The sequence below is a fragment of the Enterococcus massiliensis genome (assembly GCF_001050095.1).
GTDB classification, from domain to species: Bacteria; Bacillota; Bacilli; order Lactobacillales; family Enterococcaceae; genus Enterococcus_C; species Enterococcus_C songbeiensis.
Genome location: NZ_CVRN01000007.1, coordinates 575592 through 598444 on the forward strand (window position 1 = coordinate 575592; position 22853 = coordinate 598444).

General features: G+C 37.4%; 15 protein-coding genes and 1 CRISPR repeat array. Of the genes, 12 read left to right on the plus strand and 3 right to left on the minus strand.

Annotated features, from left to right (window positions below):
• Positions 1–118 precede the first annotated feature (118 nt).
• The 10 genes from BN1875_RS10020 to csn2 all read left to right on the plus strand — a co-directional run bounded on the left by BN1875_RS10020 (position 119) and on the right by csn2 (position 13270).
• Positions 119–988 (plus strand): class II fructose-bisphosphate aldolase, encoded by an 870-nt coding sequence (locus BN1875_RS10020; RefSeq protein ID WP_048604702.1) that lies wholly within the window; start codon positions 119–121, stop codon positions 986–988.
• Positions 989–1156: 168 nt separating this feature from the next.
• The gene (locus BN1875_RS10025; protein ID WP_048604703.1) at positions 1157–2413 is read left to right on the plus strand and encodes a UDP-N-acetylglucosamine 1-carboxyvinyltransferase; all 1257 of its coding nucleotides are present in this window, start codon (positions 1157–1159) and stop codon (positions 2411–2413) included.
• Positions 2410–3705 carry a transcription termination factor Rho gene (gene rho / locus BN1875_RS10030; RefSeq protein WP_048604704.1) on the plus strand — a complete coding sequence of 432 codons (1296 nt, stop codon included), beginning with the start codon at positions 2410–2412 and terminating at the stop codon, positions 3703–3705. The genes BN1875_RS10025 and rho overlap by 4 nt, the downstream gene beginning before the upstream one ends.
• 98 nt (positions 3706–3803) lie before the next feature.
• Positions 3804–4067: a type B 50S ribosomal protein L31 gene (locus BN1875_RS10035; RefSeq protein ID WP_048604705.1), complete on the plus strand. Its 264-nt coding sequence runs from the start codon at positions 3804–3806 to the stop codon at positions 4065–4067.
• A gap of 552 nt (positions 4068–4619) precedes the next feature.
• Complete coding sequence (locus tag BN1875_RS10040; protein ID WP_048604706.1) at positions 4620–5081, plus strand: RtcB family protein; 462 nt, start codon at positions 4620–4622, stop codon at positions 5079–5081.
• 177 nt (positions 5082–5258) lie between these two features.
• Complete coding sequence (locus BN1875_RS10045) at positions 5259–5975, plus strand: hypothetical protein (RefSeq protein WP_048604707.1); 717 nt, start codon at positions 5259–5261, stop codon at positions 5973–5975.
• Positions 5976–7420: 1445 nt separating this feature from the next.
• A complete protein-coding gene (gene cas9, locus BN1875_RS10050) occupies positions 7421–11413 on the plus strand; it encodes a type II CRISPR RNA-guided endonuclease Cas9 (protein ID WP_048604708.1) in 3993 nt (1330 codons plus the stop codon).
• Positions 11414–12280: a type II CRISPR-associated endonuclease Cas1 gene (cas1, locus tag BN1875_RS10055; protein WP_048604709.1), complete on the plus strand. Its 867-nt coding sequence runs from the start codon at positions 11414–11416 to the stop codon at positions 12278–12280. It abuts the gene before it with no gap.
• Entirely contained in the window at positions 12277–12618 is a 342-nt protein-coding gene (gene cas2 / locus BN1875_RS10060) for a CRISPR-associated endonuclease Cas2 (protein WP_048604710.1), read from the plus strand. The genes cas1 and cas2 overlap by 4 nt, the downstream gene beginning before the upstream one ends.
• Entirely contained in the window at positions 12605–13270 is a 666-nt protein-coding gene (gene csn2, locus BN1875_RS10065) for a type II-A CRISPR-associated protein Csn2 (protein WP_197076053.1), read from the plus strand. The genes cas2 and csn2 overlap by 14 nt, the downstream gene beginning before the upstream one ends.
• A gap of 126 nt (positions 13271–13396) precedes the next feature.
• Positions 13397–15543: a CRISPR direct-repeat array (repeat unit 36 nt; unit sequence GTTTTAGAGCTATGCTGTTTTGAATGCTTCCAAAAC).
• A 59-nt stretch (positions 15544–15602) separates the two neighbouring features.
• Here csn2 and metF read toward each other — a convergent pair.
• A complete protein-coding gene (gene metF / locus BN1875_RS10070) occupies positions 15603–16475 on the minus strand; it encodes a methylenetetrahydrofolate reductase [NAD(P)H] (protein ID WP_048604712.1) in 873 nt (290 codons plus the stop codon).
• A gap of 1 nt (position 16476) precedes the next feature.
• Positions 16477–18726, minus strand: coding sequence for a 5-methyltetrahydropteroyltriglutamate--homocysteine S-methyltransferase (gene metE, locus BN1875_RS10075; RefSeq protein ID WP_048604713.1), 2250 nt, complete (start codon positions 18724–18726; stop codon positions 16477–16479).
• 137 nt (positions 18727–18863) lie between these two features.
• Here metE and BN1875_RS10080 point away from each other — a divergent pair, with 137 nt between their 5' ends.
• Positions 18864–19784: a LysR family transcriptional regulator gene (locus BN1875_RS10080; RefSeq protein ID WP_048604714.1), complete on the plus strand. Its 921-nt coding sequence runs from the start codon at positions 18864–18866 to the stop codon at positions 19782–19784.
• A gap of 42 nt (positions 19785–19826) precedes the next feature.
• Here BN1875_RS10080 and BN1875_RS10085 read toward each other — a convergent pair whose 3' ends face one another.
• A complete protein-coding gene (locus tag BN1875_RS10085; RefSeq protein WP_048604715.1) occupies positions 19827–20633 on the minus strand; it encodes an AraC family transcriptional regulator in 807 nt (268 codons plus the stop codon).
• A 131-nt stretch (positions 20634–20764) separates the two neighbouring features.
• On the opposite strand from BN1875_RS10085, the gene BN1875_RS10090 reads away from it, so the two are divergent.
• Positions 20765–22765 carry a beta-galactosidase gene (locus BN1875_RS10090; RefSeq protein WP_048604716.1) on the plus strand — a complete coding sequence of 667 codons (2001 nt, stop codon included), beginning with the start codon at positions 20765–20767 and terminating at the stop codon, positions 22763–22765.
• Positions 22766–22853 lie beyond the last annotated feature (88 nt).

The window sequence follows — 22853 nt, forward strand, 5'->3', positions numbered from 1 at the left end:
ATTGAAAGTCAAATTTCATCTTTTTAGTAGCAAAGTAGGCAAATGTTTGCTAAAATGGAAGCGTTGGTTAAGCTTGCTTAACAAATAAAGTTTATCAAAAACTTAGGAGGAATTTTTTATGCCAGTAGTATCAGGAGCAGAATTCTTAAAAGCTGCACGTAAAGGCGGATATGCAGTTGGTGGATTTAACACAAACAACTTAGAATGGACCCAAGCAATTCTAAAAGCCGCAGAAGCTAAAAAAGCACCAGTTCTTATTCAAACTTCAATGGGCGCTGCAAAATACATGGGCGGATACAAAGTTGCTAAAGATATCATCACAAACTTAGTTGATTCAATGGGTATCACTGTACCAGTTGCAATCCACTTAGACCATGGTGACTATGAAGCTGCTTTAGAATGTATCGAAGTTGGCTATACTTCAATCATGTTTGATGGTTCTCATCTTCCATTTGAAGAAAACTTGAAATTGGCTAAAGACGTTGTTGAAAAAGCTCACGCTAAAGGTATTTCTGTTGAATGTGAAGTTGGTTCAATCGGCGGAGAAGAAGACGGCATCATCGGTGCTGGCGAATTAGCTGACGTTGACGAATGTGTACAAATGGTTGCTACAGGTATCGATTACCTAGCATGTGGTATTGGTAACATCCACGGCGTTTACCCAGAAAACTGGAAAGGTCTAGCATTTGACCATTTACAAGCAATTGCTGACGCTGTAGGTTCTGATGTTCCTTTAGTATTACACGGCGGATCAGGAATTCCTAAAGAACAAATCCAAAAAGCTATCTCAATGGGTATCTCAAAAGTTAACGTAAATACAGAATTCCAATTATCATTTGCTAAAGCAACTCGTGAATACATCGAAGCTGGCAAAGATAAAGAAGGAAAAGGCTTTGACCCTCGTAAATTGTTGGCACCAGGTGTTGCTGCAATCGTTAAAGATGCTGAAGAACATATCGACTGGTTCGGTTCAGCAAACAAAGCTTAATTAAGTATCAATCAACGGTGCGGAGAAATCCGTGCCGTTTTTTTTCATCAATTGAAGGAAAGACAGCCATTTTTGCTAAAGAAATTTGCAGGAAAGGGTTGTCTCTTTTTTCTTTAATTGGGGTATGTTAAAATTGTCGTGGTACATAAGTTTTCAAAAGGAGAATATATGAAAAAAATTATTATTCGCGGCGGTCGGCCTCTAAAAGGTGAGGTAACGATTAGCGGTGCCAAAAATAGTGCAGTTGCCTTGATTCCGGCAGCGATTCTTGCTGATTCACCGGTGATTCTAGAAGGTGTTCCCGATATTCAAGACGTTCACTCTTTGATTGAAATTTTAGAAATCATGGGCGTAAAAACACATTTTGCAGATAATCAATTAGAAATCGACCCACGAGGAATCGTTTCAATTCCTATGCCTAGCGGAAAAATCAACAGCTTACGGGCTTCTTATTATTTTATGGGCGCGTTGTTAGGAAAATTCGGCGAAGCTGTCGTTGGATTGCCTGGCGGATGTTATTTAGGACCACGGCCTATTGATTTGCATTTTAAAGGTTTTGAAGCATTGGGTGCTTCTGTGGCAAACGAACATGGTGCGATTTATCTGCGTTCTGACAAATTAAAAGGGGATCGGATTTTCTTAGATATGGTCTCAATCGGCGCAACAATTAATGTGATGTTGGCGGCGGTCAAGGCAGAAGGAAAAACAGTCATCGAAAATGCCGCTCGTGAACCAGAAATTATTGATGTTGCAACACTTTTGAACAATATGGGTGCTAAAATTCGCGGTGCTGGTACAAATGAGATTCGTATCGAAGGCGTCAGTGAACTCCACGGCTGCCGTCACTCGATTATTCCTGATCGAATCGAAGCCGGAACCTATCTGTCTTTAGCCGCAGCGATGGGCGCAGGCATCAAGGTCAACAATGTTATTTATGAACATTTAGAAAGCTATATCGCCAAATTAGAAGAAATCGGTGTACCGATGGAAATCAGCGAAGACACCATTGAAGTTTTTCCCGTTCAAGAATTGAAACCTACCAACCTTAAAACCTATCCTTATCCCGGCTTTGCGACAGATCTGCAACAACCAATCACTCCACTTCTATTGAAAGCTGCCGGAACTTCCGAAGTGATCGATACGATTTATGCCAAACGAACCAATCATATCCCAGAACTTGTGCGAATGGGTGCGAATGCCCAGGTAGAAGGCAACATGGTGATTATCAACGGTCCCAGCAAGCTGCACGGTGCAGAAGTCGTGGCTTCGGATTTACGAGCAGGGGCGTGTTTAGTTATCGCCGGTTTGATGGCAGAAGGAACAACGACCATCACAAATGTTGAATATATTTTGCGGGGATACGATCATATCATCGAGAAACTGACTGCATTAGGTGCAGATATTGAAATGAAGGAGCAACTATGAGCGACTACTTAACAATGGCGGAACTGGAAAACAGTACGCTAAAAGAAATCTACACCTATGCCAAAGAATTTAAAATTCCTTATTACAGTCAAATGAATAAAAAAGAATTGGCGTTGGCGGTTATTCGGGCGCAAGCGGAGAAGCAGGGCTTCTTTTACATGGAAGGGATTTTAGACATTGTTGGGCAAGATGGGTACGGCTTTTTGCGGCCAATCAATTATGGACCGAGTGCGGAAGATATTTATATTTCTTCCTCCCAGATTCGTCGATTCAGTTTGCGTAATGGTGATAAAGTCGCCGGAAAAGCTCGACCACCAAAAGAATCCGAACGTTATTATGGTTTGATGCACGTTGAAAGCGTGAATGGCAAAGATCCTGAAGAAGCCAAAGAACGGCCCCATTTTCCAGCCCTTACACCTTTATATCCAAACCGTCATTTGACTTTGGAAACAACGCCGGGGCGTTTGGCTACCCGAATGATCGATATTTTTGCACCAGTAGGATTTGGTCAGCGGGGCCTGATTGTAGCGCCGCCAAAAGCCGGAAAAACCAGTGTCTTAAAGGAAATCGCCAACGGTATCACGGATAATTTTCCGGAGGTTGAACTGATTGTCTTGTTGATTGATGAACGACCAGAAGAAGTGACTGATTTGGAACGTAGTGTCAAAGGAGATGTGGTATCTTCTACCTTTGACTTGCAGCCAAGCAACCATACTCGAGTGTCGGAATTGGTTTTAGAACGTGCAATGCGTTTAGTTGAAGATAAGCGGGACGTCGTTATTCTCATGGACAGTATCACTCGTTTGGCCCGTGCCTACAATTTAGTTGTACCGCCAAGCGGTCGAACACTGAGCGGTGGAATCGATCCGGCTGCTTTGTATAAACCTAAGAAATTTTTCGGTGCTGCTCGGAATATCGAAGAAGGTGGCAGTCTGACGATTTTGGCGACAGCTTTAGTGGATACCGGCAGTCGAATGGATGACGTGATTTATGAAGAATTCAAAGGAACGGGGAATATGGAATTGCATCTTTCTCGTGATCTCTCGGAACGACGAATCTTCCCGGCGATTGATATCAAAAAGTCCGGAACTCGAAAAGAAGAACTATTGATGACGGCCGAACAATTGGAAGAAACCTGGAAATTGCGGAATAATATGAGTGGTGATTCATTGGAATACACTGAGCAGTTTGTTCAATTTTTAAAGAAAACCAAAAGTAACGAACAGTTGTTTTCTGCTTTTCAAGAAGTTTCTTTTGGAAAAAAAGCACCAAAAAGAAATCCGAAAAGATAATTGCAACTTCTCAGCAAACATGATACTATGTTACTGTTGTAAATTGACAAATAACTCTGGCGCAGCAAATGAACCAGGGCAAAGGAGCGAAAAAAATCATGAAACAAGAAATCCATCCAAATTATCATCCAGTCGTATTTATGGATTCAACAACAGGCTTCAAATTCTTGTCAGGTTCTACTAAGAACTCTCAAGAAACTGTTGAATGGGAAGACGGAAACACTTATCCATTGGTACGTGTCGAAGTAACTTCTGACTCACATCCATTCTATACTGGACGTCAAAAATTTACCCAAGCAGATGGCCGTGTCGACCGTTTCAACAAAAAATACGGTCTCAAAGACGCAAACGCTGCGGAATAATCAAAACATTGTTAAATCAACGTTTAGCAGACTATCTGATAGGGATAGTCTGCTTTTTTTCGCTTTTGACCATACTTTTGACCTTCTCGAACAAGTTTTATTAACAATTATCGGGATTTTACTTTTATCTAAAATATTGATGTAAAGCGATTTAATCTATATCAGGTCATATTAGTTTTCTAGGTAATACACATAAATGATCTTATAGATTATAAAAATAATGTCCTTAATGAGTTAGTTGATGAGAATGGATTGTACAATAGAATAAGAAAAAAGAGGCTACAAACTATCGACTTTGAACAACTTTAGAAATATGGCATTAATAGTCTAGACGAAATTGACGATTTAACATTAGCTCGTGAAGATATACCACTATTTAGTAATAATATTCATGAGGAACTTAGCCAGAATGAAAAGGAAGAGTTTATAAATAATTTTGCGCTTACAGGAAGTCCATTTTTAGAATTCCGATATGCTGATGATGATTTTGTTTTAAATGGAGTTCCAGTTAAAAAAAACAAGTAATAATTATTATCCATCTAGGAACATTAGTTGGAAAAAAAAGTTATTTCAGGTAAATATTTAGAAAGTTCGATTCTAAATACTCTTAAACATGGAATATACAATGAACCTGACATAAAAAAGCAATTGTTCTTTTTAGACTATGAATCTGAAATGGGCAAAAGTTATTTGGACTTTGTTAACTTTATGATTAATTACGCATATGCATCGAGACAAGTAAGTTCGAGTATTCTAAATAGCTTTTTAAATGATATTTTGAATAAAAAGGTTAATTTTAAGTTGATAAGTGATTTGACTCATAGTTCAATTAGTAAAAGAGATAGTAAAATTTATCATACTAGAGGACTACAAATCACTAATAAGAGGAATTATCCACTTCTCATTGGTGGTGAAACTAGTACACATTCTTATTTGGTTTTTTTAAAATCAGAAAAAAATATAGATCGCACGGAACGGGTAAATATATTGATAATAACGAGACCTCTATTCTGAAAAATTCTAAATGTAGTAGTGAGGTAATCACAAATAGAGAATATTACTATGACAAAGATAAAGAAGACGACGATGTTACTACTAGTATAAAAGGGATTGAGGATAGAATAGATATTTTATGTAAATTGAAACCATATATCAATTACTGGAATGATATCTAATAAAAAAGGAGAGAATATGATACTAATAACTACAATTCATGATCCATATATGAAATTAATCAATGATATCAGGCTATATGCTCCTATAATTAATGAAATATTTGAAGAAACATATATATGTATTAGCGATAAAACGGATAAAACAATTACTGATATTTGTACCAATAATTATTCAAATGTTAAAGTTATTAGGAAAAAAGGTGCCGCTGATGCAAGACGAAATGCTCTGAAGTTTGCTATATCCGAAACAAAAATAGATCAACTAATAATGTATTGTGACTTTGATAGAGTTATAACATGGATTAAGTTGTATCCTAAAGAATTAATTGAAGTAATTAGCAAATTTAATAGTAGCTTCGATAAAGATTATTTAGTTGTTGGAAGAACTGAAAGAGCTTTTGATACACACCCATCTTCTTGGAAGGACACCGAGATAATTACTAATAAAATGAGTGCACTAGCTTTTGGAATTAATAATTTAGATATTACTGCTGGCGCTTCAATATTCACACTAAGTGCAGGAAAAAGTATTGCTAAATTGTCTAAGCATTCACATACAGATTGTGAATGGCCCAAGATAATCTATGATAATTCCGGAATCATTGGAGAAATTAAGGTAGATGGGTTGAGCTACATAGAAATTAATAGAGCTAATACCATTTCAGATATTCAAGAATATTATCAAAGGCTAGTGCTTTCCGAAAAAATTACGTCCATATTATTGGACATCTAAGAAATAAAGCTAGATATTTAATGGATTAAATTATTTGTTTTAAATAATCATAGTTAAGCGAACGAGTTCGTTTTGTATTAGCACCAGTATATTGACACATGATCTAATTGAAGATTCGGACGACCAATGCCAATCACGATCTTTACAAGATTGAGATTAATCCGTTTAGCGATGGGAGTGAGCGGATGTTGCGTTTGTTAACACTATAAGTCTAACTATTTAGGTGACAAGTATATCAGATTATTGAGATTTTGATTGAAGAATTCAACCAAACTTACTATAAAGCGTTAGCGGTAAGTTTTGTCAGTTATCTGTAAAATGAACAAGTCTATGTTATATGTTGTTGTTCGTTATCTTTTCGGAATTATTTTGCGAACATTTGAAAACTTTTCAAAACACTTTAAGATTATTATCAATCGGGAAATAACACTAGAAGAGTGGCTAGTATAAGAATTGAAAAAATCTCTTGAATTATTGAGTAGAGCTAGTTTAGAGAGCTTGTTACTATAAGTATAAAATAGGTAGTTTGAAAAGCAGTATAGCCAATTTAAACTTTGTATGACTAAAAATATCAGTTCAATGTGCTATTTGAAACCCACTGGTCATCCTGAAACCTCAGATATATTAAAGAAGATATGTAAATTTCCTATAGCAAGACGTCTCGTTTTCTCATTTGTCGACTGCTAAACACACTTTATCCATTACAGGTTTGTTTCACGACAGTACCTTGGACACATTTTTCGATAGTTTGTGAAAATATAAAGCAACATTCTTTTGGAGTCGGGCAGGCTAAAAATCTCAGTTCATAAGTTCAAAATTTTAATATATTGATATTGGCGAGTATTTTTTTGACCATACTTTTGACCTTCTCAATCAAATTTTACTGAGCTCTATTAGTTTTTCTATTTCTTGAAAATCCCGTATCTAAGCTGTTTTCTGCCTGAAAAGAACCACCAGAAAGCAATCCAGCTCTCAATACGGTCTCAAAGACGCAAACGCTGCAGAATAATTTCATTTTTGAAATTAAAAAAGACTTTCCTTTTCGGAGGAAGGTCTTTTTTTGTGGAATCAATATTCATATTAACGGGAAATATTGAATAATTTCCGACAACTGCTGAATAGAATATGGTATAATACTAACGTTAAATAAAAAACGTTATTTTGGTTTGCTTGTTATCTCCACAACGATTATCAACGAATTTAGGTACAAAAAAAGCGCCGAGAACAGCGCCACTTGAAAAGTTGATAACGGACAAAGCCTTATTTTAACTTGCTATGTTGTTTTGAAAACTTCCAACAAACTGATTATAGCAAATTAAAAAAAATATGCAATAAAAATCATCGTCTTTTTAACAAAAGATGCATAAACATGGTAATTAGGAATGAATCGTATTAATTAAGTTATCACAAAAAAGAAAGCGGTAACATGTATAGGAGGAAGAGAAGTGGGTAAAGAGTATACGATTGGATTAGATATCGGAACGAATAGCGTTGGCTGGGCGGTTCTTCAAGAGGATCTTGATTTAGTTAGACGAAAAATGAAGGTATATGGAAATACGGAGAAAAACTATTTAAAGAAAAATTTCTGGGGCGTTGACCTTTTTGATGAAGGGATGACTGCAAAGGATACGCGACTAAAAAGAACGACGCGTCGGCGTTATTTCAGACGGCGCCAGCGGATTAGTTACCTGCAAACATTTTTCCAAGAGGAAATGAATCGAATAGATCCTAATTTTTTTAATCGATTAGATGAAAGTTTTTTGATAGAGGAGGATAAACTAAGCGAACGTCATCCTATTTTTGGCACAATTGAAGAAGAAGTTGCCTATCATAAAAATTATGCGACGATTTATCATTTACGGAAAGAATTAGCAGACGCTGAGGAAAAAGCTGATTTACGGCTTGTTTATTTAGCATTGGCTCATATCATTAAATATCGGGGACATTTTTTGATTGAGGGACGATTAAGCACAGAAAATACATCTACTGAAGAAACATTTAAAACATTCCTTCAGAAATACAATCAAACCTTTAATCCGGTAGATGAAACAATCAGTATTGGTTCTATTTTTGCGGATAAAGTCTCTCGGGCTAAAAAGGCAGAAGGCGTGTTAGCCTTATTTCCAGATGAAAAAAGGAATGGAACCTTTGATCAGTTTTTAAAAATGATTGTCGGAAATCAAGGGAATTTCAAAAAAACGTTTGAGCTTGAAGAGGATGCTAAATTACAATTTTCTAAAGAAGAATATGATGAATCCTTAGAAGCTCTTTTAGGCGAAATTGGCGATGAATACGCTGATGTTTTTGAAGCTGCAAAAAATGTCTATAATGCAGTAGAGTTATCAGGGATATTGACGGTAACGGATAATTCTACCAAGGCAAAATTATCTGCCAGCATGATAAAACGATACGAGGATCATAAAACTGATTTGAAATTATTCAAAGAATTTATTCGAAAAAATTTGCCAGAAAAATACCATGAAATTTTTAATGATAAGAATACGGATGGTTATGCAGGGTATATTGACAATAGCAAGAAAACGTCACAAGAAAAGTTTTACAAATATATCACGAATTTGATTGAAAAAATAGATGGAGCAGAATATTTTCTTAAAAAAATTGAAAATGAGGATTTTTTGAGAAAGCAACGGACTTTTGATAATGGGATTATCCCGCACCAGATTCATTTGGAAGAACTAAAAGCCATTTTGCATCATCAAGCAATGTATTATCCTTTTTTACAAGAAAAATTCTCAAATTTTGTAGATTTACTGACATTTAGAATTCCTTACTATGTGGGACCATTAGCCAATGGCAACAGTAGATTTTCCTGGTTATCAAGAAAATCAGACGAACCAATCAGACCTTGGAACTTGGCAGAAGTTGTTGATTTAAGTAAATCGGCAGAATTATTTATTGAACGTATGACTAACTTTGATTTGTATTTACCATCAGAGAAGGTCTTGCCAAAGCACAGCATGCTCTACGAAAAATATACTGTTTATAATGAATTGACGAAAGTAACGTATAAGGATGAACAAGGGAAGGTACAGAATTTTTCAAGTGAGGAAAAAGAAAGAATTTTCATCGATTTATTCAAGCAGCACCGGAAAGTAACCAAAAAAGATTTAAGCAATTTTTTGCGCAATGAATATAATCTTGATGACGTAATAATTGATGGGATAGAAAATAAATTTAATGCAAGTTTTAACACATATCATGATTTTCTCAAGCTAAAGATTGATCCTAAAGTACTTGATGATCCAGCAAACGAACCGATGTTTGAAGAAATTGTAAAGATATTGACGATTTTTGAGGATCGAAAAATGCTTCGAGAACAGTTGAGTAAATTTTCGGATCGTTTAAGTGAAAAAACGATAAAAGATTTGGAACGGAGGCACTATACTGGCTGGGGACGTCTATCAGCAAAACTTATTAACGGTATCCATGATAAACAATCAAATAAGACTATTCTAGATTATTTAATCAATGATGATGCACCGAAAAAAAATATTAATCGGAACTTCATGCAGTTGATTAATGATAATCGCTTGACTTTCAAAGAAGAAATAGAAAAAGAACAATTAAAAGCTAATTCAGAGGAGAGCTTAATTGAAATTGTTCAGAATCTTGCCGGGAGTCCAGCAATCAAAAAGGGAATTTTTCAAAGTCTGAAAATCGTGGATGAACTGGTAGAAATCATGGGCTATGCCCCAACGAATATCGTAGTGGAGATGGCACGTGAAAATCAAACGACTGCTAACGGTAGAAGAAATTCTCGCCCACGATTAAAAAATTTAGAAAAAGCAATCGATGATTTGGATAGTGAGATTCTAAAAAAACATCCGGTCGACAATAAAGCATTGCAAAAAGATCGGCTGTATCTGTATTATTTACAAAATGGAAAAGATATGTATACAAATGAAGAGTTGGACATCCACAAACTTTCTACCTATGATATCGATCATATTATTCCTCAAAGTTTTATTGTAGATAATTCTTTGGATAATCGTGTGCTAGTTAGTTCTTCTAAGAACAGAGGGAAATTAGATGATGTTCCTAGTAAGGAAGTTGTTAAGAAAATGAGAGCTTTCTGGGAAAGCCTCTATCGTTCTGGCTTAATTAGTAAGAAAAAATTCGATAATTTGGTAAAAGCAGAAAGTGGTGGGCTTTCGGAGGATGATAAAGCAGGATTCATTCATCGTCAGTTGGTGGAGACACGCCAAATTACCAAAAATGTTGCGCGGATTTTGCATCAGCGCTTTAATTCTGAAAAAGATGAAGAAGGCAATCTGATTCGTAAAGTAAGAATTATCACCCTGAAATCTGCTCTAACAAGCCAATTTCGGAAAAATTACGGTATTTATAAAATTCGTGAGATTAACGATTACCATCATGCACATGATGCCTATTTGAATGGGGTAGTGGCAACTGCATTGCTTAAAATCTATCCACAACTCGAACCTGAATTCGTTTATGGGGAATTCCACCGATTCAATGCCTTTAAGGAGAATAAAGCGACTGCTAAGAAGCAGTTTTACTCGAATCTTATGGAATTTTCAAAATCAGACAAAGTGATTATTGATGAGAATGGTGAGATTCTTTGGAATCAAAAGAAGATTGTGACAGTCAAGAAAGTAATGAATTATCGGCAGATGAATATTGTGAAGAAAGTGGAGATACAAAAAGGTGGTTTTTCAAAAGAGTCTATTTTACCAAAAGGAGATTCTGACAAACTTATTTCACGAAAAAAAGAATGGGATACTACAAAGTATGGTGGTTTTGATAGCCCTAATGTTGCTTATTCGGTGGTCATTCGTTATGAAAAAGGCAAGACTCGGAAACTTGTAAAAACAATTGTCGGAATTACTATTATGGAACGAGCAGCTTTTGAAAAGAATGAACGTGAATTTTTGAAAAATAAAGGATATCAAAATCCTCAAATTTGCATGAAGTTACCTAAATATTCTTTGTATGAATTTGATGATGGCCGCCGTCGACTACTTGCTAGTGCAAAAGAGGCACAAAAAGGAAATCAAATGGTTTTACCTGCCCATCTTGTTACTTTTTTATATCATGCCAAGCATTGCAATGAGAAACCGGATAGTTTGAAGTATGTTACAGAACATCAAAGCGGATTCTCAGAGATAATGGCGCATGTAAAAGATTTTGCTGAGAAATATACTCTTGTTGATAAAAATTTGGAAAAGATCCTCAGTTTGTATGCTAAAAATATGGATTCGGAAGTCAAAGAGATTGCTCAATCATTTGTTGATCTGATGCAATTGAATGCTTTTGGAGCCCCAGCAGACTTTAAGTTTTTCGGGGAGACAATTCCTCGTAAACGCTATACAAGTGTAAATGAACTATTAGAAGCAACGATTATCAATCAATCTATTACCGGTTTATATGAAACTCGGAGGAGACTAGGTGACTAAATGGGATGGCGGACGGTTGTTATTAATACACATTCAAAACTATCTTACAAAAATAACCATCTGATTTTTAAATCTTCTGATCAACACGAGATGATTCATTTGTCAGAAATAGATGTGCTTTTACTAGAAACAACGGATATTACACTAACAACGATGCTTATCAAACGATTGGTGGATGAAAACATTCTTGTCCTTTTTTGCGATGATAAGCGCTTGCCCATTGGAAAATTGTTTCCTTTTTATGGTCGTCACGATAGTAGTCTGCAATTACCTCGGCAGATTTCCTGGTCTATGGATCGGAAATCTGTCGTTTGGACAGAAATTATCTCACAAAAAATTTTGAATCAAAGTCAGTTTTTGAAGTATCAAGGATATGATGAAAAATCGAAAGCATTACTAAAATTACACGAAACTTTAGAGATCTTTGATCCAAGTAATCGAGAAGGACATGCTGCTCGAATTTATTTTAATACACTATTTGGAAATGAGTTCACTCGAGAAACGGATAATGCAATCAATGCAGGACTAAATTATGGATACACGCTTTTAATGAGTATATTTGCTCGAGAAATCGTTAAATCAGGTTGTATGACACAGTTCGGCTTGAAACATGCTAATCAATTCAATGATTTCAATTTAGCAAGTGATTTGATGGAGCCTTTTCGTCTGCTTGTGGATCAGATTGTTTATGCTAATCGCAACAATCCGTTTGTAACAATCAAGCGTGCTCTTTTTGATTTATTTACGGCAACATATACTTACAATAACAAAGAAATGTACCTAACAAATATTGCCAGTGATTATACGAAAAAAGTGGTGAAAGTTTTGAATGAAGAAACGGAAAGGATTCCAGAATTCAGGATATGAGTTATCGATATATGAGACTAATCTTAATGTTTGATATGCCAACAGAAACAGCTGATGAAAGAAAAGCCTATCGCCGTTTTCGGAAATTCTTACTGAGCGAAGGGTTCATTATGCATCAGTTTTCTGTTTACAGTAAAATTCTTCTGAATGGTACAGCAAATAAAGCGATGGTTGCCCGTCTGAAACAAAATAATCCTAAAAAAGGGTTGATCACGGTACTAACAGTAACAGAAAAACAGTTTTCTAGAATGCTTTATCTAAGTGGAGAACAAGAGAAATCCGTAGGGAATTCAGATACTAGAATTGTTTTTTTAGGAGAAAGTTATGATGAAAGTTAATTTTACACTATTAGATAATCCCATAGAACTGACAGGATCTACTTATTTTGTCGTAGAGGATGTACAAGTTTTTTCTCATTTGATCAAACTTTTCTATCAGTATGATGGTGAAAGTGATTTGAAATTATTTGATGAAAAACAGCGTACAGTTAAACCAAGTGAGTTGATGATTATCACGGATATATTGGGCTATGATATTAATTCAGCCGCCACGTTGAAATTAATTTATTCAGATTTAGAGGATCAGCTAAATGAAAAACCAGAAGTAAAATCGATGATCAATAAATTGACCGCCACTATCAGTGAATTAATTGGTTATGAGTTGCTGGAGCATGATCTTGATTTAGAAGAGGACGAGATTACAGTGCTGGAACTATTCAAAGCACTAGGTATTTGTATTGAAACAATCAGCGATACGATATTTGAAAAACTCATTGAGATTATTCAGATTTTCAAGTATCTTTCTAAGAAAAAATTATTGGTCTTGATTAATGTCGGTTCGTATCTTACTGAAAAAGAGAGAGCAGAATTAAATAATTATATCTCGTTGTATAATGCAGAAGTTTTATTTTTAGAGCCAAGGGAAATAAGGGGACTACCTCAATATATTTTAGATAAGGATTATTTTTTGCATATCGAAAACATGGTATAATGAAAGTGTGTTCTTTGAAAATAAAATACTGATTAAACATTGATATAGAAGCATTCAGAACTGAAGTCTTGCTATGGACGAGTAGTGCGATTACGAAATTTTTCAGAAGCAAAAAACTTCTGCGAGGTTTTAGAGCTATGCTGTTTTGAATGCTTCCAAAACAGGTGCATGGGAGTGTGCTATTGAGATTGAGTTTTAGAGCTATGCTGTTTTGAATGCTTCCAAAACAGAATGACTACTACCAAACGCAGTTTACTAGTTTTAGAGCTATGCTGTTTTGAATGCTTCCAAAACAAATGAAATTCAAGCGGCTTTATTACCAATGTTTTAGAGCTATGCTGTTTTGAATGCTTCCAAAACTTGACCATACTTTTGAATTATTGTTGAAGAGTTTTAGAGCTATGCTGTTTTGAATGCTTCCAAAACATGAGAATGAACGTAATTTCCTATAAGCAAGTTTTAGAGCTATGCTGTTTTGAATGCTTCCAAAACTTGTGAAAAACTCTTTGATATTAGCCCAAGGTTTTAGAGCTATGCTGTTTTGAATGCTTCCAAAACTTTGAAAGACGCTTTTGTTAGCATGTGGAAGTTTTAGAGCTATGCTGTTTTGAATGCTTCCAAAACTTCGTCAATTACATTTGATAGCTGTACTTTGTTTTAGAGCTATGCTGTTTTGAATGCTTCCAAAACGCTGAGCGATTAGCGATCACTGAAACTGCTGTTTTAGAGCTATGCTGTTTTGAATGCTTCCAAAACGTATAAAAATCCTCATACTCCATCACAATAGTTTTAGAGCTATGCTGTTTTGAATGCTTCCAAAACTCGTAATCGTCACGTAGTTGATATTGCTCAGTTTTAGAGCTATGCTGTTTTGAATGCTTCCAAAACAAGGTGTAATTCAAAGAGTTGACAAAGGCAGTTTTAGAGCTATGCTGTTTTGAATGCTTCCAAAACCAGATGCAATCGCGGTTATTGACAGCGGCTGTTTTAGAGCTATGCTGTTTTGAATGCTTCCAAAACGATACTAGAAAACGATTGCTTTACAATCAAGTTTTAGAGCTATGCTGTTTTGAATGCTTCCAAAACATCAGATACCTAAGAAAATAGCAGAGGCGTGTTTTAGAGCTATGCTGTTTTGAATGCTTCCAAAACTATGATTTTCATAGTCAAAACGCATATCGTGTTTTAGAGCTATGCTGTTTTGAATGCTTCCAAAACGGCCAATCAATGATTTCTCGTTTGTTGTGAGTTTTAGAGCTATGCTGTTTTGAATGCTTCCAAAACTCAAAGACTCTTGCACTTTCCCACTTGCGCGTTTTAGAGCTATGCTGTTTTGAATGCTTCCAAAACTTTTCAGTTACTATTTTTTGATTATCCCACGTTTTAGAGCTATGCTGTTTTGAATGCTTCCAAAACTGAGCGCAATAGGCTGCAACGTGTTCACATGTTTTAGAGCTATGCTGTTTTGAATGCTTCCAAAACGATACCATCAATTATCTAAGTTGTGAGGGTGTTTTAGAGCTATGCTGTTTTGAATGCTTCCAAAACCCTTTTGGCGTAGAACCTTTTGAAAATTTAGTTTTAGAGCTATGCTGTTTTGAATGCTTCCAAAACCCAATGAGCTACATCAGCTATCAGTGCATGGTTTTAGAGCTATGCTGTTTTGAATGCTTCCAAAACATCTGACGGAATGGCAGAAAGAGCAGATTCGTTTTAGAGCTATGCTGTTTTGAATGCTTCCAAAACTGTGACTCACGCTTTTGTTGCAAATAACTTGTTTTAGAGCTATGCTGTTTTGAATGCTTCCAAAACCTCGTTAATACCAACCACAACACCAGAACGTTTTAGAGCTATGCTGTTTTGAATGCTTCCAAAACAGCCACGTTAGCGAGTTATGCAAATTCGATGTTTTAGAGCTATGCTGTTTTGAATGCTTCCAAAACCTATCCAAAGAGGTTGATGGTGTAATCATTGTTTTAGAGCTATGCTGTTTTGAATGCTTCCAAAACAAATCTCTGCGGTACATATCGCCATCCATTGTTTTAGAGCTATGCTGTTTTGAATGCTTCCAAAACATCAAAAACAACTAGCGTATATTATAAGTAGTTTTAGAGCTATGCTGTTTTGAATGCTTCCAAAACCGATTCGAATGCAATAAAAGTCTTAATTCAGTTTTAGAGCTATGCTGTTTTGAATGCTTCCAAAACTTTAAAATCTTCAAGATAAAGAGAATAATCGTTTTAGAGCTATGCTGTTTTGAATGCTCCCAACCCAAAAACCGACCATTTTCCCTTATCCTTTTCCAGATAAGAGCAGATGGTCGATTTGCATTTTACACCCCAACTCCCTGAAACAACGACCGAGTTGCTTGATAAATTGAGCGGGCGGTATCCGCATTGTTCATCGTATACAGGTGGATTCCTGCGGCATTTTGAGTGACTAAATCAATAATTTGATCGATGGCATATGCGATGCCGGCATCTCGTAATGCAAGGGGATTGTGTTCATATTTTTCTAATATGGCCAAAAATTTTCGAGGCAATTTGGCTTCGCTGGTTTTGATCAGACGCAAGGCTTGGTTGCGGTTAATAATAGGCATGACTCCGGCGAGAATCGGTACATCGATATCTGCTAAATCACAATGTTCTTGGAAGCGATAAAAAAGTTCGTTGTCAAAAAAAAGCTGAGTAATCAGTTGGTTGCATCCGGCGTCTGTTTTCTTTTTTAGATTTTTAACATCTGCCACTCGACTAGCAGAATCTGGATGGATTTCCGGATAACAAGCACCGCTGATTTCAAATTGCGGGGCTTGTTTTTTTATATATGCGATTAAATCGCTGGCAAAATGAAAATCAGTTTTTGGTGGCATGTCAGGAAAGATATCTCCTCGCAGTGCCAACAGTCGCCGAACGCCTAAGAGTTGCAACTTTTCTAAAATCACATCCACCTGCTCCTTGGATAAATAGGCAGCCGGTAGATGTGCAATCGTTGGGATATCCAGCTGATTCGTAATATAGCCGGCCAACTTGAGGGTAGTGGTTTCGATATTTTTTTGATTGTTGCTACAGGTTACACTGATGAAATCCGGTGCGAGATCCTGTAACTGATTCAAAGTATCAAAAATTTTCTCCGTACCGGTTTGGGTATTTGGCGGAAAAACTTCAAAGGAAAAGGAAGGGCCACCTCCGTTCTGCTCTTGACTCATATTAAAGCTCCTCTCGCACAAGTTTTGCAGCTGCGGTCAAATTCGTCAAACTTTCACGAGTTTCAGGAATGCCCCGAGTTTTTAAGCCACAGTCTGGGTTGATCCAAAGTTTTTCTTTTGGTACTTTAGCTAAAATTGCATGGATTGTTTGCAGAATTTCATCTGTGGAAGGAACCCGTGGAGAATGGATGTCGTAAACACCTGGTCCCACTTGCGTTTGAAAGTTTTGTGCGTTCAATTCATCTAAAATAGATAAGTTTGAACGGGAAGCTTCAAAAGAAATCACATCGGCATCCATTTGGTCAATTGCCGAAATAATATCCGTAAATTCGCTATAACACATATGGGTATGGATTTGCGTGGTGGGCTGCACTTGACTATGAACCAAACGAAAGGCAGGGATTGCCCAATCCAGATATTCAGAATACCAGTCGGTTTTTCGTAAAGGCAATTTTTCTCGAAGTGCTGCTTCATCAATTTGAATTACTCGGATACCGTTGGCTTCAAGGTCTAAGACTTCTTCTTGGATTGCCAGTGCGATTTGCAAAGTAGACTCTTTTAACGAAATATCTTCTCGTGGAAAAGACCAATTCAAAATCGTAACGGGTCCTGTCAGCATGCCTTTGACAATTTTGGTCGTTTGTTTTTGGGCATAGGTGGACCATTTTACCGTGATCGGGTTTTCCCGCACGACATCTCCCCAGATAATTGGAGGTTTCACACCACGGGTTCCATAGGATTGGACCCAACCATTTTGGCTAAAGAGGTAGCCGGAAAGATTCTGTCCAAAATATTCCACCATGTCATTTCGTTCAAATTCTCCGTGAACTAAAACGTCTAAACCAATCGATTCCTGCCAGTTCAACCAGTCATCTATTTGTGTTGCCAGAAAATGGTCGTAGTCTGTATCTGAGATTTCGTGACGGTTGTATTTTGCCCGAGTTTGTTTGACTTCTCGTGTTTGTGGGAAGGACCCAATCGTTGTTGTTGGCAGTAGAGGCAAATCAAAAACGACCTTTTGTAGCTGTTCACGATCAGAGAAAGCTGGTTGACGGGTGAAATCAGCAGCAGATAAAGCAGTAATTTTCTCTGCTAGTTTATGATTTTTGTTGGTTCGATTTTTAGCAAAAAGTTGCTGATTTTCAGCAAGTAGTGCAGTTTCTTTGTTGAAAAAAATCGCAGCCAATTCCGTTAATTCCGTTAACTTTTCCTTTGCAAAAGCAAAGTGGTCAAGAATTGTGGTCGGAAATGTTTCATTTTCTGTAGAAAAAGGCACGTGTAACAACGAGCACGAGGTTGTTAGAACCACATTTTCAGCAGGCAGTTTCTGTAAAAGTGCCAGTGTTTTTTCGTAGTGATTCCGCCAAATATTTTTTCCATTGACAATACCGGCAAATAAGATTTTTTCGGCAGGAAATCCGTTGGCAACCAGTTCTAAATTTTTGATTCCTTCCACAAAATCCAAACCGATTCCATCAAAATCAAGCTGAACCAACGAGGAATAAACATCCCGAACATCACCGAAATAGGTTTGAGCCAAAATCTTCAGGCCATTTTTTTGTTGCAACAAAGGAACATAGAGGGCTTGGAATAACGCCCACTCTTCAGAAGAAATGTCTTTGACTAAAGCCGGTTCGTCCAATTGCAGCCAACCGGCCCCCAGATTCGCTAATGTTGCAAAAATTTCCTGATAGGCAGCAATCAAAGACGGCACAAAATCTTCCGGTTGGGTTTCGGGTGCAAAATCACTGATCTGTAGCAAAGTGAAAGGCCCCAAAGGAACAGGACGTGTGTGAATACCCAGTTCTTTTGCTTCTAGGAATTCATCAAAAATTTTCTTGCCGACTACGCTGATTTCTGTGTTTTTTTCAAATTTAGGAACGATGTAATGGTAGTTGGTATTGAACCATTTTTTCATCGGCCAAGCTTTGATATCGCCTTTTTCTCCTTGGTATCCCCGAGCCAGTGCAAAATATTTATCAAGCCCTGATAAATCGATGTGTTGAATTTCTTCAGGTAAAATATTTAGCAAAAAAGCCGTGTCCAAGGTCGTATCATAAAAAGAAAAATCATTGCTGGGTACGCTGTCGACTCCGCTGGCATGGACCAGTTTCCAATGTTTTTCCCGTAAAGCAGCGGCACTGGTTTGTAATTCTTCTTCTGAAAGTTCCGAACGAAAATATTTTTCTGTTTGAAATTTTAATTCACGGTGTTCCCCAATCCGCGGGAATCCGATGATGGTTGTTGTCATAAAAAAGCCCCCTTTTGTTGTTAGTGACTAAACTATCACTTTTTACTTTTTATGGATAACTGAAAAAACTAATCATTGGTTATAGTTTTAAACTATAACTTGGTGTAAACTATAGAAAAATTGCAGGAGGTCACAGCATGCGAATTCAACAGCTAGCTTATTTAGAAAAAATCGTTGCCCGAGGCTCCATCAATGAAGCGGCAAAAGAATTGTATTTAACACAACCCAGCTTATCCAATGCCGTAAAAGAATTGGAAAATGAGATGGGCATTCAACTGCTTTTGCGAAATAAAATGGGGGTTACTCTGACGGATGAGGGACGAGAATTTATGATCTATGCCCGGCAGATTCTGGATCAGGTAAATCTTATGGAGGAAAAATATAAGCAGAAAACGCCGCGAAAACAAGTCTTTTCTGTTTCAGCTCAGCACTATGCTTTTGTGGTGCATGCTTTTGTGGAATTGATTCGGCAGGTTAATACAGAGGAGTATCAGTTTACGTTACGGGAAACAGAAACTCAGAATATTTTAGACGATTTGACCAGTTTTAAAAGTGAAATCGGTATTTTGTACCTCAATACTTTTAATCGGCAGGTGATGCAAAAGCTCTTTAAAGAAAAAAATCTGGAATTTACCCCGCTATTTACGGCATTGCCCCATGTATTTGTCAGTCGGGAAAATCCTCTGACTCAAAAAAAATCGGTCAATTTGACCGATTTAGAAGAGTATCCCTATCTTTCTTACGAGCAAGGGGAGGTTAATTCTTTTTACTTTGCTGAGGAAATTCTCAGTACGCTGGACCACAAGATGAACATTAAAGTCAGTGATCGGGCGACGATTTTTAATTTGATGGTGGGGTTGAACGGCTATACGATCAGTTCCGGGATTATCAGCAGTGAGTTAAACGATGACAAAATCGTCGCAATCCCTTTGGAAGTCGATGACTCCATCACGATTGGCTGGCTAAAGCATCGTCAATTAGAACTCAGTCCGATTGCGCAAGATTATTTGCAGCGTTTGGAGGAACATATTCGCGGGTATGGTTTTTCCATCGAATAACTAAGCAAGGAACTGCCTTTAATGGGGGAGTTCCTTGCTTAGTTATTGTTGATAGAAGCGACGAAAATTTTTAGGAGTCATTTGTTCACTGCGTTTAAAGGCGGCGATAAAATAGCTGACATCATTGAAGCCCACACGCTCGCTGATTTCCTGGATCGGCAGCAAGGCATCGTTTGCCAACAGTTCCTTTGCTTTTCGTAAACGCAACTCCAATAAATATTGATAAGGAGAAAGTTGATACGTTTCTTTAAATAATTTTGATAAATATTGCGGACTATACCCCACTAGCTTAGCTAAATCCTCATTGCGAATAGTCTCAGCGAAATGATCGTTCATATACTGGACCACCGGCTGGATCAATTCGCCGTATTTATTTCCGCGGGTTTGGTTTGCCGTGACTTCTTTGATCAGCATCAAAAAAGAATAAATCATTCCGGAGGTTTTTAATGGAGCTGCGGGATCATCCACATCAATTTCTTTTGCCAGATGTTCGATAAAATGATTCAATTCCGGCAGTGGCTCATTGAGCAGAAGATAGTCACCGATTCCCAGCAGTGTCAAAATTTCTGCTGCCAATGCACCGCCAAAGGTAAAATAGGCAGTCAACCATTTTTCGGTTGTCGGCACATACGTATGGGGGACCGACCGATTGATTAAGATACTCTTATTTTTTTCTAAAATAAAACTTTTCCCGTCAACACTCACCTCTCCAGCGCCTTCTTGGGTATGGAGCCAATGAATATACGGATATCCTTGTGGACGAGTGATAGGGTCTTGATCCCATTGAATTCCGACACTATCGACAAACAACGGAAGGCCGGAATCTTTTCGACTAAAAGTATAACGCATGGTACCACCTGCTTTAGTTTCATATTTTTATAGAATTGAAGATGATTCTATGATTATTTTACCATTTTACCGTGATAGAATGAAGACAAAAGAAAAGGCTTTCTATTTTCACTTTGAAGGAGGAAAAAGTAATGGCATTTTTTAAAAACATGTTATTTGGCGGAGACTACAATCCAGAGCAATGGCCGGAAGAAATCTGGGTGGAGGACATGCGCATCCTGAATTTAGCAAAAATCAACTCGGCAACAATTAACGTTTTTTCATGGGCACAATTACAGCCTGATGAAGAAACCTATGATTTTTCTACACTGGATAAAATTGTTGAAATGCTTACCAAGCACAAGTATCAAATCGTTTTGGCAACTTCTACAGCGGCACTGCCTGCATGGATGAGTCGTCGCTACCCGGATGTTAATCGGACGGACTTTGAAGGACGTGCCCACAAGTTTGGTCAACGGCACAATGCCTGTCCTAACAGCCCAACCTTCCGAAAATTCAGTGCCAAGCTGGCGGGAAAATTAGGCGAACGCTACGGCCATTTGGAAAATGTAGTTTGTTGGCATATTTCGAATGAGTATGGTGGCAACTGCTATTGCGAAAATTGTGCCAAAGAATTTCGTGTTTGGCTGAAGAAAAAATACCATACAATCGAGGCATTAAATAAAGCTTGGAATATGGCATTTTGGGGACACACACTTTACTCATGGGAAGATGTCGTGGTTCCTAACGCACTAGGCGATGCAATCGGTACAGAAAAAACTGCTTTTGCCGGGCTTTCTATCGATTACCGGCGCTTTATGTCGGATTCAATTTTACGAAATTTTACCGATGAAAAAGCAGCAATCAAACAACACGATCCTAATACAGCAATTACGACCAACTTGATGGGAACCTTTAAAGATTTGGATTACTTCAAATGGGCAAAGGAAATGGATATTGTTTCCTGGGACAACTACCCAAGTTACGATACCCCGATCAGTTTGACAGCAATGCGCCATGATTTGATGCGGGGACTAAAAGACGGTCAATCCTTTATGTTGATGGAACAAACACCAAGTCAACAAAATTGGCAGCCTTATAATTCCTTAAAACGTCCGGGACAAATGAAAAATATGAGTTATCAAGCGGTAGCTCACGGGGCAGATACGATTCAATTCTTCCAGTTGCGGCGATCCGTGGGGGCGTGCGAAAAATTTCACGGAGCTGTGATTGAACATGTTGGTAACGAACATACCCGTGTGTTTCGAGAAACTGCTGAGTTAGGGCAGGAATTGGAAAAATTAGGGGATACATTATTAGATGCTGTGACACCGGCAAAAGTGGGAATTATTTTTGACTGGTCGAATTACTGGGGACTGGAATACACCAGTGGTCCCACGATCGAGCTACAATATGTCGATCAGATTCATCATTACTACCAAGAATTATTTGCCCGCAACATTGATGTTGACATGGTTTCCATCAATGGCGATTTTGAAAAATATGATCTATTAATCGCTCCTTGTCTGTATATGATCAATCAGGAACAAGCACAAAAAATCGATGCTTATGTCAATAACGGTGGACATTTTGTGACGACAATGATGAGTGGTTTAGTCGATGAAACCGATAATGTGCATCTTGGCGGATATCCGGGACCATTAAAAGAAACTTTAGGTATTTGGGTAGAAGAATTTGATGCTTTGCCACCAGAAAAGACGACTCAGGTTGTTTTCAATGATGGCACTGTTAGCGATTGTCGGATGCTGTGTGACATTATTCATCCTAATACAGCAGAAGTGTTGGCAAATTACGGTAAAGGAGAATTCTATGCTGACACCCCCGTAATCACCCGTAATCAAAAGGGGTCCGGTATGGCCTATTATGTGGGAACGATGCTGTCTGAAACTGGAATGAAACGATTATTTGATGAACTATTAAAAGAGTTGCCGATTGAAACATTTGATTTACCAGAAGGAATTGAATGGAAGACCCGAGTAAAAGAAAATCAAACCTATCATTTTCTGCTGAATCATAAAAACGAACCTGTTACAGTAACCGTACCAACTGCCGGTAAAGAGTTGCTGACGGAAACAGCCCTTAGCGGCACCATTGAGTTAGCGCCCTTTGATGTAAAAATCATTGCCGAATAAAAACAAGATACTCTTTTTTTCAGAGAAGATTTTCTGGCATTTCAAAAAAAATCAGAAAAAGAGTTGACATCGATTAAAAACTACTGTA

Bases quoted from the DNA above. Each gene is read 5' to 3' on its own strand.
- BN1875_RS10025 (WP_048604703.1), top strand. From the start codon at position 1,157: ATGAAAAAAATTATTATTCGCGGCGGTCGGCCTCTAAAAGGTGAGGTA.
- cas2 (WP_048604710.1), top strand. From the start codon at position 12,277: ATGAGTTATCGATATATGAGACTAATCTTAATGTTTGATATGCCAACA.
- BN1875_RS10035 (WP_048604705.1), top strand. From the start codon at position 3,804: ATGAAACAAGAAATCCATCCAAATTATCATCCAGTCGTATTTATGGAT.
- metF (WP_048604712.1), bottom strand. From the start codon at position 16,475: ATGAGTCAAGAGCAGAACGGAGGTGGCCCTTCCTTTTCCTTTGAAGTT.
- csn2 (WP_197076053.1), top strand. From the start codon at position 12,605: ATGATGAAAGTTAATTTTACACTATTAGATAATCCCATAGAACTGACA.
- rho (WP_048604704.1), top strand. From the start codon at position 2,410: ATGAGCGACTACTTAACAATGGCGGAACTGGAAAACAGTACGCTAAAA.
- BN1875_RS10085 (WP_048604715.1), bottom strand. From the start codon at position 20,633: ATGCGTTATACTTTTAGTCGAAAAGATTCCGGCCTTCCGTTGTTTGTC.
- BN1875_RS10045 (WP_048604707.1), top strand. From the start codon at position 5,259: ATGATACTAATAACTACAATTCATGATCCATATATGAAATTAATCAAT.
- BN1875_RS10090 (WP_048604716.1), top strand. From the start codon at position 20,765: ATGGCATTTTTTAAAAACATGTTATTTGGCGGAGACTACAATCCAGAG.
- BN1875_RS10080 (WP_048604714.1), top strand. From the start codon at position 18,864: ATGCGAATTCAACAGCTAGCTTATTTAGAAAAAATCGTTGCCCGAGGC.
- metE (WP_048604713.1), bottom strand. From the start codon at position 18,726: ATGACAACAACCATCATCGGATTCCCGCGGATTGGGGAACACCGTGAA.
- cas1 (WP_048604709.1), top strand. From the start codon at position 11,414: ATGGGATGGCGGACGGTTGTTATTAATACACATTCAAAACTATCTTAC.
- BN1875_RS10020 (WP_048604702.1), top strand. From the start codon at position 119: ATGCCAGTAGTATCAGGAGCAGAATTCTTAAAAGCTGCACGTAAAGGC.